This window comes from Calothrix sp. CCY 0018 (genome assembly GCF_963920925.1).
Classification (GTDB): Bacteria; Cyanobacteriota; Cyanobacteriia; order Cyanobacteriales; family Nostocaceae; genus Rivularia.
Genome location: NZ_CAWUDI010000027.1, coordinates 70,286 through 81,697 on the forward strand (window position 1 = coordinate 70,286; position 11,412 = coordinate 81,697).

Annotated in this window: 13 protein-coding genes and 1 pseudogene; 1 reads left to right on the top strand and 13 read right to left on the bottom strand. The window is 38.5% G+C overall.

Going from position 1 to position 11,412, the window contains the following annotated elements; translation table 11 throughout:
- Positions 1-70: 70 nt before the first annotated feature.
- From ACM03V_RS19810 to ACM03V_RS19840, 7 genes are all read right to left on the bottom strand, one after another.
- Positions 71-685 carry a Uma2 family endonuclease gene (locus tag ACM03V_RS19810; RefSeq protein WP_414622514.1) on the bottom strand — a complete coding sequence of 205 codons (615 nt, stop codon included), beginning with the start codon at positions 683-685 and terminating at the stop codon, positions 71-73.
- Positions 686-768: 83 nt separating this feature from the next.
- Complete coding sequence (locus ACM03V_RS19815) at positions 769-993, bottom strand: ATP-binding protein (RefSeq protein WP_414622557.1); 225 nt, start codon at positions 991-993, stop codon at positions 769-771.
- 72 nt (positions 994-1,065) lie between these two features.
- Positions 1,066-1,245, bottom strand: coding sequence for a hypothetical protein (locus ACM03V_RS19820; RefSeq protein WP_414622515.1), 180 nt, complete (start codon positions 1,243-1,245; stop codon positions 1,066-1,068).
- Positions 1,246-1,407: 162 nt separating this feature from the next.
- Positions 1,408-2,388, bottom strand: a complete 981-nt coding sequence (locus ACM03V_RS19825; protein WP_414622516.1) for a glutathione S-transferase family protein — start codon at positions 2,386-2,388, stop codon at positions 1,408-1,410.
- Between the two features lie 243 nt (positions 2,389-2,631).
- A complete protein-coding gene (locus ACM03V_RS19830; RefSeq protein ID WP_414622517.1) occupies positions 2,632-2,904 on the bottom strand; it encodes a transposase in 273 nt (90 codons plus the stop codon).
- Between the two features lie 107 nt (positions 2,905-3,011).
- Positions 3,012-3,899: a HAMP domain-containing protein gene (locus tag ACM03V_RS19835; RefSeq protein ID WP_414622518.1), complete on the bottom strand. Its 888-nt coding sequence runs from the start codon at positions 3,897-3,899 to the stop codon at positions 3,012-3,014.
- Positions 3,900-4,553: a response regulator transcription factor gene (locus ACM03V_RS19840; protein WP_414622558.1), complete on the bottom strand. Its 654-nt coding sequence runs from the start codon at positions 4,551-4,553 to the stop codon at positions 3,900-3,902. It lies immediately after the preceding gene.
- 12 nt (positions 4,554-4,565) lie between these two features.
- Here ACM03V_RS19840 and ACM03V_RS19845 point away from each other — a divergent pair, with 12 nt between their 5' ends.
- Positions 4,566-4,964: a hypothetical protein gene (locus ACM03V_RS19845; protein WP_414622519.1), complete on the top strand. Its 399-nt coding sequence runs from the start codon at positions 4,566-4,568 to the stop codon at positions 4,962-4,964.
- Between the two features lie 624 nt (positions 4,965-5,588).
- Here ACM03V_RS19845 and ACM03V_RS19850 read toward each other — a convergent pair.
- The 6 genes and pseudogenes from ACM03V_RS19850 to ACM03V_RS19875 form a co-directional block, all read right to left on the bottom strand.
- Positions 5,589-6,728 carry an alkene reductase gene (locus ACM03V_RS19850; RefSeq protein WP_414622520.1) on the bottom strand — a complete coding sequence of 380 codons (1,140 nt, stop codon included), beginning with the start codon at positions 6,726-6,728 and terminating at the stop codon, positions 5,589-5,591.
- Between the two features lie 312 nt (positions 6,729-7,040).
- Positions 7,041-7,778 carry an SDR family oxidoreductase gene (locus tag ACM03V_RS19855; protein WP_414622521.1) on the bottom strand — a complete coding sequence of 246 codons (738 nt, stop codon included), beginning with the start codon at positions 7,776-7,778 and terminating at the stop codon, positions 7,041-7,043.
- Between the two features lie 98 nt (positions 7,779-7,876).
- Positions 7,877-8,473: a TetR family transcriptional regulator C-terminal domain-containing protein gene (locus tag ACM03V_RS19860; RefSeq protein ID WP_414622522.1), complete on the bottom strand. Its 597-nt coding sequence runs from the start codon at positions 8,471-8,473 to the stop codon at positions 7,877-7,879.
- Positions 8,474-8,966: 493 nt separating this feature from the next.
- Positions 8,967-9,564, bottom strand: a pseudogene (locus ACM03V_RS19865) (Uma2 family endonuclease).
- A gap of 726 nt (positions 9,565-10,290) precedes the next feature.
- The gene (locus ACM03V_RS19870) at positions 10,291-10,419 is read right to left on the bottom strand and encodes a hypothetical protein (RefSeq protein WP_414622523.1); all 129 of its coding nucleotides are present in this window, start codon (positions 10,417-10,419) and stop codon (positions 10,291-10,293) included.
- A 286-nt stretch (positions 10,420-10,705) separates the two neighbouring features.
- Complete coding sequence (locus ACM03V_RS19875) at positions 10,706-11,344, bottom strand: histidine phosphatase family protein (RefSeq protein ID WP_414622524.1); 639 nt, start codon at positions 11,342-11,344, stop codon at positions 10,706-10,708.
- Between the last annotated feature and the right edge of the window lie 68 nt (positions 11,345-11,412).

An 11,412-nucleotide genomic window follows, 5' to 3' on the forward strand; every position in this document is an offset into this window, starting at 1 on the left:
ATTTATCTCGGGTTAACAACTATTATTCGCCCTGCGTCTAACCCAACCTACTACTAAGAATTTAAATATGTTATATAGCAGAATCAAAGATTTGTTGTGCTGTAAGATTTAGATCGGGAAATAAGGGAGACACTATTGGCTTATTACCTTGAAATTGAGTAGTTTGATATTCGCCATCAACCAGTTCGCAAATCGTGATAGTTTGTTGTTTAGGGTTGCCAATAAACCGTTTACCACCCAAAGCTGCATAATCTACAATCCAGTATTCAGGGATACCCATTTCTTCGTAATCCCCAAACTTGTCGTGGTAATCATCTCGCCAGTTGGTACTTACAACCTCAACTACTAAGGGAATTGATGCAGATCGAATGAGTGTAGATTGTTTCTTCCATAAAGGTTCATTGACGAGATTATCATGATTAACTAACAAAATATCTGGACAATAGGTTGAGTTATTATCAGCAGTTTTGACAAGTCCTGTTTTGGGTATACGGTAAGGTAATCCTTTCTGTAAATACACAAGAGCTATCTGTCCAACCAAAAAGCCAATTACATTTTCATGTTCGCCATTAGGTGGTGGCATTTCGACAATTACCCCTTTGTGCAATTCGTAGCGTATCCCGTTATCAGGATACCATTCAATGAATTCCTCAAAGCTTGTTAATTTGTTTATTGCTTGCGTCATACAATTTTAGTTTTAAGCCTTTGAAATAATGATATAATTACTGCTTATTTTTCTCTAGGGATAAATCCTGCTAGCTCAATCTTTCACAAAACCATCGGTAAACTCACTGTAAAAGAAGTTTTCCCCTCCAACGCTGGATCGAGCATCAATTCCCCATGATGGGCGCGAACGATTTCACGAGCCAGACTTAATCCCAATCCAATTCCTTCTATTTTACGGTTGCGAGATGGATCTCCGCGATGGAAACGGTCAAAAATTAAAGCGCGATCGCCTGAATTTATTCCCTCTGATGCATTGACAATTGTTATTTTAAGTAGGTTATTATTTGCTTGGCATTAACTTTTATCCAGCCGTCAGCAAGATTATATTTGATCGCGTTACTAAATAGATTTTGCAGAACCTGCATTAATAAATCGCGATCGCCTTGTTGTTAATTGTCTATTTTTTAACAAGTAAAGCATCTGTAATCGCTCTTTACTGCTCGCTTGTCTAACACCATTTAAAGCTTTTTGCAAAACTTCGAAACTTTCTTTTATTTCAACTTCCAATCTAAGACCCATTATTTTATTCCAACACTAAATACACCCTTACAAATAATTTAACGCAGCTTCATACAGAAATGGTATAGAATCCGGTTTATCAAGTTTCTTGCAACTTGAATTGGAAAGACGTAGCAGTGCTACGTCTCTAAATTATTTTTAATAGACGCGAAAAACTATTTGCTAAGCTGTGACAGCCACAGAAATTTGATCGCGGTTGTGGGGTTCGTTGAAATTAATTATCGGTCCCTTCGGTACAATTTGATGGGGGTTTACATTGGGATGACTGATATAATAATGCCGCTTAATATGGTCAAGATTGCAAGTTTCTTTAACTCCCGGTATTTGATATAGTTCTTTAAGATAGTTCCATAAATTAGGATAATCTACAATACGATGTAGATTACATTTAAAATGCACGTAATAAACTGCATCGAAACGAAATAAAGTAGTAAACATACACCAGTCGGCTTCGGTAACTTTATTTCCACAAAGATAACGTTGTTTGCCTAATATTTTTTCCCAATGGTCAAGTGCATCAAATAATTCAGTAACAGCTTCATCATATGCTGATTGGGAAGTAGCAAATCCGGCTCGATATACACCATTATTAATTGGTTGATAAATTGCATCTATTGTTTCATCAACAACTTTTTGCAAATCTTGAGGATAAAAATCTGCATCTTGCTGAGCAAATTTCTCGAATTCGGTATCAAACATCCGAATAATTTCGCGGGATTCGTTATTAACAATTGTCTCTTTTTGCTTATCCCATAAAACCGGAACCGTAACTCTTCCCGTATAATCTGAGTGGGCTTTTAAATATAGTTGCCACAAATAATCTGTATGATTAACTCTATCGGGAATAGCGCCAGGTTCATCAGAGAATTCCCAGCTATTTTCGTGAATTTCAGCAGCTACTACCGATAATCCAATAATATCTTCAAGTCCTTTTAACTGCCGCATAATTGCAGTCCGACAAGCCCAAGGACAAGCCCAAGATATATACAAATGATAGCGTCCTGGTTCTGCTTTAAATCCACTCGAACCATCAGCCGTAATTTTGTCGCGAAAAGTTGTTGATGGACGGATAAATTTACCTTCCGAGTCTTCTTGTTCCCGTCGAGATATCCATTTACCATCTTTGAGAATTCCCAAACCCATAATTTGATTCCTTTAAATCTTCTAACTATTGCCACACATTATAGTTTGATAAACATCAGTCTTGGGAGGGAATGGGGCATAGAGAACAGGGAAATCCCTGACTCCTAACTCTAGCAACTTGGTTGCAGGGGTAGCCCACGAAGTTAACATTAGAGAGTAAGCATGGTAGAGATTTAAGCTAAATTGATGAATTTTTAACTATTGATATCTGGATACCTAGAAATAAACCATAATACCAGTTCTTTATGAAGCTGCGCTAAATAAACCTTCAAGAATGAAGTTATAAGAGGTAAGAGAAATAACCACTTCCGGTGTAATAGTTTCTAAAACCTCAGCTAATTTCTCGCGTAGTTGAGAAAGAGTTTTACAATTCTCCCATTGTAGTTTGGTCTTGAGAAACTCCCAAAATCGTTCAATCGGGTTTAATTCTGGAGAATGAGGTGGCTGAAAAATCGGTATAATATTTAAGCCAGTAGAGCATTTGTAATCGTTCCTTACTGCTTGCCGTTTTCGCATATTTAACTGCTTTTTCCAATTCTTCAAGGCTTTCTTTAATCTCCACTTGTAATCTTAAGCCCATAACCTTTAATCCAAACGCACCCTTCTTTTAATTTAGCGCAGCTTCATACAGAAATGGTATGAGCAGCATCACCACTGAAGCGAGAAGCTTGATGAAAACTGCGTTCTAAACGTTCCAACATCTGGTTAAATACCCGAATCAATTCCACGAATTCCACATCTGTTTTATCAAGGGGAATTCTTCTATCTAATCCTTTTGCACTTAAGAGTTGAATTTCGCTGGTTAATTGATTTATCGGACTTAATACACTCCCAGATAACAACCATGCACCAATTGTAATTAATAGCAACACCCCAGGAATAGAAATCAAGAAAATATTGTTAATCGTAGCCATCTCGCGATCAACAATTTGCAAATTAACCGCGATCGCAATTTGAATATCATTTCTCTCTTTACTTCTTTCCTCTGCGTACTCAGCGTCTCTGCGGTTTCTATTTTGAAAATCTTCTGGTGGAAAGCGAATAGGATGTTTAACCGCACCGATTCGCCAAGTTCCTGTTTTTATTGTTTCTGTAATTAAAGTAGGTGGAGGTGGAGGGGATGGTTTGCGAGCAAAGGGTTTTGTTAACTCTAATCTTTTAACTAATAGACGATATAAATCTTTATTTTTAACTACTTCTTGAGATTGGTAACTTATATTATCTGCATCAAATACTAAAAGCGCGATCGCAATTTTTGTGTTAGCTGCCAAACCATCAGATAGTGGTTTTAAGTACATATCCCAATTGTTTTCACCGTAAAATTGCGGTGGCTTTCTTCCAGGTGGACGCATTGGTGGACGCATTAATTGATTTACGATTTGTGCATCCAAGCGGTTAACTTTAGCGTTATAAATCTGGAACCAGGAAACCGCAGCAAACCCGATTAAAGCAGTACCAGCAAGAGTTGCAGAAAATAAAGCAATTCGTAGACGGAACGAAGGTAATTTCATTTATCTAATATCCGGTTGGCGAAACCGATAACCAACCCCACGAATACTTTCAATCGATTCTTCTTTATTAATAGGGTCAATTTTTTTACGAATCCGCTGGATGCAAACATCTACAACATTAGTATTGGGATTAAAATCATAACCCCAAACGTGTTCCAAAATTTGGGTACGAGTAAAAACCCTTCCAGGCGATCGCATCAAATATTCCAGCAGATTAAACTCGCGGGTGGTAAGTTCAATCGCTTTTTGATGACAAGTAACTTCCCTGGTAATTCTATCTAACTTTAAAGAACCTACCGAAATAAAATTTTGACGCTCTCCCACACCACGACGAATCACAGCATGAATCCGAGCTACCAATTCTTCGACAAAAAACGGTTTGGCAATATAATCATCAGCACCCAAATTTAATCCTTGTAAGCGATCGTCAAGTTCGTTGCGAGCCGTTAGTAAAATTATCGGAGTATTTCGACCTTCCCGACGCAAATGTTTGAGAATTGATAACCCATCCTTTCCCGGCACCATAATATCTAAAACAATTGCATCATATTCATTATCTAAAGCTTGCAAATAACCATCATTCCCGTTATCACAGTAATCTACCGTAAATCCCTGCTCCTTCAAACCAGCCCTGACAAAATCAGCAATTAACAGTTAAAAGATGCCTTGGGTAAACCACGAGGAGGACATCACCGTAGACCAGATTTTGCAGCAGCAGCAACAAAGTTGGGAGTTACCGAACAACAGGTAAAAGATGCTTTAGGAAAACCACCCTTACCCGACTTCCAAGCAGCAGCAACTAAGTTGGGAATTACCGAACAACAGTTAAAAGATGCTCTGGGAGTACCCGAAAATCTTTCCGAATTACCTGAAGGAGAAAAACCGCAACGACCGGATTTTGAAGCAGCAGCAACTAAATTAGGAATTACAAAGCAACAGTTAAAAGATGCTTTGGGAAGACGACCAAAACCAGATTTTGCAGCAGCAGCAGCGAAGTTAGGAGTTACCGAACAGCAATTTAAAGATGCTTTAGGATTTTCCGAACGTCCCGAACGTCCGGAATAACTCTTAACTGACAAATTGATTTGCACAAACCAATACCTTTGCCAAAATAAGAGCCTACGAAAATTTTGGCAGTACTTTGAAATTGTTCGTTCATCTGTAATGAATATGAACCGTTTGTTTCGTAAATACCACCGCTGGCTTGCGATTGTCTGTGTATTTCCCCTACTTCTGACGGTCATAACCGGAATGCTTTTTCCCATCGCGAAAGCATTTCATCAGCGTCAACTCGCAGGTTTTCTCATCCATCTGCATACCCTAGAAACCTTTGGGTTAGAAAGTTTCTTTCCCATCATTAACGGGATTGGGCTGTTAGGGCTACTTATTACTGGCATTTATATGACCAATCTGTTTCAAGAACGGCGTGTTCCCTCAAATACAAAGTAGTTTGGACTCTCAAACCCTCGTAAATTTGCGAAGGTATTGAGAGACGTAAAATTTTTACGTCTCCACATTAGACATCTCCGGAAAACATTATATAGTTTTAAATTTACACTTTGACCTAACCCCCCTGCCCCCCTTCCCTACGAGGGAAGGGGGGTTTTAAAGCCTCTCTCCTACTAGGAGAGAGGTTTGGAGAGAGGTATTTTTCATTTCCGGAGATGTCTATTTATGGAATAACTATTCCTACACAGCTACCTCAGATTCTTGATAGGTGGGAAAATCTGTATAGCCTTCAGCCTCAAAGGAATACCAAATAGCTGGTTCTGGATCGGGATTAAGTTCCCAATTATTGGCAAAACGAGCAACTAAATCGGGATTGCTAATAATTGGTCTGCCAAAAGCAATTAAATCGGCATCACCTGAAGCGTTAAGCGAAGCTCTACCGAAGGTAATCGCCTTTTCTGCACTTTCAAAGTCGTAACCGCAATTACCGATCAAATTACCATCATAGATTTTTCTCAATTCAGCTAAAGTCATTGGCTCTCCTAATTCGTGGAAACCAAAACCCAAACCGTCAAGTACGTGGAGATAAGCTAATTGATATTGATTTAACTGCTCGATTACATAGGTAAAAGTTTCCCGATAATCTGGCGAACCCATATCATTGTAATTACCATTCGGTGAAAGTCTAACTCCCACTCTTCCCGCATCCCATACGCTAAGAATCGATTCGATAATTTCTTTCAAAAAACGAAAGCGATTTTCTAAACTACCACCATATTTATCTGTACGCTGATTGGTTTTAGATTGCAAAAATTCATCGATAATGTAGCCGTTAGCACCGTGAATTTCTACTCCATCAAAACCAGCTTGTTTGGCATTGGCTGCCGCTTGACGATAATCTTCCACAACTTGGGAAACTTCTGCTGTTTGTAGCGCTCTAGGAATTTCATGAGGCTGTTTACCTTCTGGTGTATGAGCTTCCGAGCCTTCAAGTTTAATTGCCGATGGTGCAACGGGAAGCTGATTATTTTCCTGAAAACTGCTGTGAGAAGCTCTACCAGTATGCCATAATTGCAGAAAAATCGGCGTACCTTTGGCGTGTACGGCATCAACTACTTGTTTCCAAGCTTCTATTTGCTCTTCTGTATAAATACCAGGAGTATGCAGCCAGCCATTTGCTTGTTTAGAAATAGTTGTTCCTTCAGTAATAATTAAACCCACACCCGCACGTTGAGCATAATATTCTGCCATCAAAGCGTTGGGCATTCTTTCCACACCCGCACGAGAGCGAGTTAAGGGAGCCATTACCACGCGGTTTTTTAAGGATAAATTATTCAGATTGAAAGGGCTGAGAAGATGCGGAAGATTTTTAGAAGTCATGCGATTTTAACAACGGATGTGTTTGTGCAGGGATTATATTAAGTTCGGATCGGTACTTATAATATAGGGTTTGTAGTTGCGCTTCAGCACTTCCGATAAGAGGCGATTGACATACCTCCTCGTCCTAAAAGAGCGAGGATTCCTTGACACTTCGCCCGGATGCGCTAATTAAATTAGTCTTACCTTCCCTCCATGTCCGTTTAAAGTCTCCCAATGCCCTATGGCGACTAGCTCAATTTTACCAGAAAGCCGATGCTTCTAGCACGGGGCTTGTATCCCATTATTTTCGGTCAATTGCAAGAAAGGTTATTTCTAAAGTTCTTGTTTGGTAGGACGAATAATCATCTCGTTCACATCAACATCCCCCGGTTGCTCGATCGCATAGGTAATAGCACGAGCGATCGCATCCGCATCGATGGCTACTGAGTACATTTTGTCAACATTTTTAGCTGTCTCTTCGTGAGAAATTGTATTAGTTAACTCGGTATCTACGGCACCAGGGGAAATATTCGTCGCACGAATTTCACCATTAGATTCGAGTCTAATCCCTTCCGAAATAGCTTTAACCGCAAACTTGGTAGCGCAATAAACGGTACCCCCAGGAAATACTTGATGTCCCGCTACTGAAGAAAGGTTAATTATATGACCGGATTTTTGCTGCCGCATTATCGGCAATACCGCAGCGATCGCATATAAAACCCCTTTGATATTCACATCTACCATCTTGTCCCATTCATCAACCTTTATTTCATCTAAAGGTGATAAAGGCATTAAACCGGCATTGTTAACTAAAACATCTATCCGCTCGTAAGCTTGATGGGTGGCTTTCGCTAATGCTTCTACTTGAGATTTATCTGTGACATCTGTGACTTGATATTTAGCCGTACCGCCATCTTTTTGAATCTCAGCAACCAACTCCTTGAGACGCTCTTCCCGTCTGGCAGCAAGCATTAATTTAGCACCATTTTTAGCCAATCTACGGGCAGTGGCTTCACCTAAACCGCTGCTCGCTCCTGTAATAATCACAACTTTATTTTCGATCTCGGACATAATTTATTTTTACTTTATTAGGATATAGATCGTAAAAAACTAGTAGACCAGTCGTCTATGAACAGCTAAATAGTAATAATTTAAACATTTGACTAAATCTAGCTGGAGGTAGATTTACCTAAAACCTGATGGAATAGAATCTCAACAAAGGTTTGCATCGGTAAAACAGATTTCGTCACTTTAGCTTGTAAAATAGCTCCTTCCCAACTAGACAAAATAAACCGAGCTAAATCCGAGAGATTACTATCTTGAGAGATTTCTCCCGCTTGGCAAGCTGCTCTTAAGCAGCAAGCAAAATATTCTTCCCATTGGGCAAAAACTTGATTAAGGCGATCGCGAAACAATTCATTTTGCGCTGATAACTCTTGAGCAAGATTGCCAATCAAACAGCCATCAGTACAGTCACCAGCTTCCATTTCAGCAATTTTTAACTCGAAATAATTACGCAATCTGGTTAAAGGAGAATATTGCACGTCATCCAAAAGATGTTTTAGCCTATCCCGATATTGAAGGGCAAAATCATCAATAATCGCCAGTCCAAAATCTTCTTTGCTAGAAAAATAATAATAAAACGAACCTTTGGGAACGCTTGCAGTAGTCAATATATCGTTAAGACTTGCCGAATTAAATCCTCGCTGGACAATAATTTCTCTGCCAACGCGAATTAATTCACTACGTTTATCAGTACGCTTCATAATCCAAAATAGTAGACCAGTCGTCTATATTTGTCAATCATGCAGAGGTTTACTCTATTAAACATATAATCATAACCTCAAGCAATACGAGTCTAAGCTTCAATTAAATATTTTTATGTAAAAAAGTTAACCTATCGAAATATTTCGCAATGTTTCTCACCTTTATTGATGCTATTATCAATAGTCCAACAGCAGTATAGGAGTTACAGTATGTAACATACTATTTGTAGGCTGGCGAAAGTAATGCGCTGTTTTAATTTGACTACTTTAAAGCTCGATAAATCGTTGTTTTTTTGTAGCACGCAGCTTGTTTTTTGAAGGTTTTACAAAAGTTAACCGAGTTGTTGTTTACATAAGTTCATTTTAGGTAAATATCTATTTGATTTAATTAGAAAATTATGATACAATAAAGGGTTTGATAAACGCAGAGTGACGCAAAGGTAAGCGCAAAGGTACGCTGAGTTTTGAGAGGGAGATGAAGGGAAAAGATTAATTACCAAATTTCTGATAAATCCAAAACGAATCCTGGTAAAACGTCTTCTCCGGAAAGGGTTTGTGGAGATTCAAGAATTTCAACTTCTTGGTTTGGACGATAGATTTCAATTTGCTGCTGTTTGCGGTTAATTAACCATCCCAATCTTGCGCCATTGTCCATATATTCCTGAATTTTGGCTCTTGTTTTTTCAAGGGTATCGCTGGGGGACATTAATTCAACGACGGTTGGGGGGACATAAAGGAGCAAATCTTTCTTTTTCATCTTGAGTTAAAGCATTCCATCGTTCCATTTTTACCCAAGAGGCATCTGGGGAACGTTGTGCGCGGTTAGGTAGTATAAAGCCACCAGAGGAGTCAAAGCATTTTCCGAGTTTATTTTGACGATTCCAACCTCTAAGCTGATAATTCAAATCGGAATTTTTATCGCTGGTGATACTTCCAGTTGGTGGCATGATAATTAATTCTCCTGAAGCAGTGCGCTCGAATCTTAAATCTGGGTTGTTTTGACAAAGCTGAAAAAATTGCTCGTCTGTTAAGTTGATGTCTTGAATATCTAATTCCAGGATGGAAGGTAGATTAATTGTGACGGTATTCATGATGTTGGTGAAAATGTCCTAAACGCTTCTTTGATTTTATCTTTTCAATTTACGCCTGATCTACCTAAATATCTCTAGCGCCACGTCATCCCATGATAAAAAATAATTCAAATTTTTATCAATTTTATTTGATTGAAAAAAATTTTAAATGGTGAAAATATGAGATAATTAGAATAATAAATAAAAAAGTTTCATAATCGGACTATTACCTACATTTTTATTTAAAGCAAGCCTCACCATTATAAAAATATCTCTAATATAAATAATACCATGAAATGAAAGCGTTACTAATAAAAAATTTCGCGTTATTTTTATTAAAAAAAATGAGTAGTTATATATACCGTATTGACGAAAAAATAAGTAATTATCTCATAAAAAGCGGAATTATATAGGATGTGTTTGTAAAAAAGGTTTCACTTTTTAAGTAAGGGCATCGGAATTAACAATCCCATATTCAAAAAAGATTTTTAGATGATTTTTAGAACGCAAAATCATTTTAGCCGATACAGTAGAAATAAGAATATTTTCGGTCAACCATATATTTTAAGACTTCAAGAGCCTGCTCTTCCTCTATTGACCTTAAATACTTAATAATCACTTTTTGTTCATTAGAACATAATCCTCTATATCTACTAAATTGGATTAATTTTTCAACATCACCCTTGATTAAAAAACTCCGCGTTACTCCGCGTTACCTTTGCGCTCCTCTGCGTTAAAAATTTATTCTCATCCAAACTCCTTAACCACCTCAATCAAACCAACAAGATTAGAATTAAACTTTAATAAATCTTCCGCAGGAATCCAGTATTCTTGATGTCGAGAAGCACCAACAACTTGCACCGAATAATTACTCAAAAATTCCTTCTCCTGCAAACGAATTAAAACTTAAATCCTGCCACTTTTCGCGATCGCGTATATTTAACAGCAGCTTTTGCATTCCCGCACCTTCCAATTTATAATCTCTTTCAATATATTAGAATGCCTAACCCACCCTACAAATAACTACAAAAAAACCCACGCAGGTGGGTTTCGCTTGTGTAGACAAGCCATTGCGTTGCGGAGGTTTCCGCAGTACGTAGCAAATGGCGTGCGATTTGAATTGCCGGATATCTTTAATCCCCAATCCCCAATTACCTAAATCTTAAGTCCCTTTCCGACTACGAATATGTTCCGGCATATGATAGCGATCGCCTAAAATTTCCAATAAGGGGCCGTGAACATCGAACTTAACCATACTCACCGACGCAACTAAAATATTAATCCGGTAACGGTAACGTCCCAAATCAATACCTAATAAACTGCAAAGCATAATCCGAATCGTAGCTTTGTGAGAAACCACCAAAACATTACCTTGAGGATGCTTCTTCTGAATTTCCGCAATTACAGGCATAGCGCGGTTAGCTATATCTTCGGCAGTTTCTCCACCCTTCGGCGCATTCCAAGCAGGCTCTGTTAACCAATTTATATAATTTTCCGTGTAATTTTCTTGAGCAAATTCCTTACTTTTACCTTCCCATTCGCCATAACTACCTTCCCGAAGTCCATCACGCAACTGCATATCAATTCCCATCGCATTGCAAAACGGCTTTGCAGTCGCCACAGTACGCTTCATCGGACTTGCATAAACTGCTTCCCACTTCAACTTCTTATAAGCATCAGCAAAACCCTCCGCCATATCTACCCCTTCCGGCGTTAGCTCCGCATTAGTTTCGCCGCAAAAATCACCACTTTGGCTAAAAGTAGTTTCTCCATGTCGCAGAAAATATAAATTAAGAGTCATAAAATGTATCGCGATTAAAGCAACGAATAATGTACCTAGCAATCCTATCGAATATTAAGGGAAACAGT

Coding starts and splice junctions, on each gene's coding strand:
- ACM03V_RS19860 (WP_414622522.1), bottom strand. CDS start 8,473: ATGAAGCGTACTGATAAACGTAGTGAATTAATTCGCGTTGGCAGAGAA.
- ACM03V_RS19830 (WP_414622517.1), bottom strand. CDS start 2,904: ATGCGAAAACGGCAAGCAGTAAGGAACGATTACAAATGCTCTACTGGC.
- ACM03V_RS19875 (WP_414622524.1), bottom strand. CDS start 11,344: ATGACTCTTAATTTATATTTTCTGCGACATGGAGAAACTACTTTTAGC.
- ACM03V_RS19820 (WP_414622515.1), bottom strand. CDS start 1,245: ATGGGTCTTAGATTGGAAGTTGAAATAAAAGAAAGTTTCGAAGTTTTG.
- ACM03V_RS19810 (WP_414622514.1), bottom strand. CDS start 685: ATGACGCAAGCAATAAACAAATTAACAAGCTTTGAGGAATTCATTGAA.
- ACM03V_RS19835 (WP_414622518.1), bottom strand. CDS start 3,899: ATGAAATTACCTTCGTTCCGTCTACGAATTGCTTTATTTTCTGCAACT.
- ACM03V_RS19825 (WP_414622516.1), bottom strand. CDS start 2,388: ATGGGTTTGGGAATTCTCAAAGATGGTAAATGGATATCTCGACGGGAA.
- ACM03V_RS19855 (WP_414622521.1), bottom strand. CDS start 7,778: ATGTCCGAGATCGAAAATAAAGTTGTGATTATTACAGGAGCGAGCAGC.
- ACM03V_RS19850 (WP_414622520.1), bottom strand. CDS start 6,728: ATGACTTCTAAAAATCTTCCGCATCTTCTCAGCCCTTTCAATCTGAAT.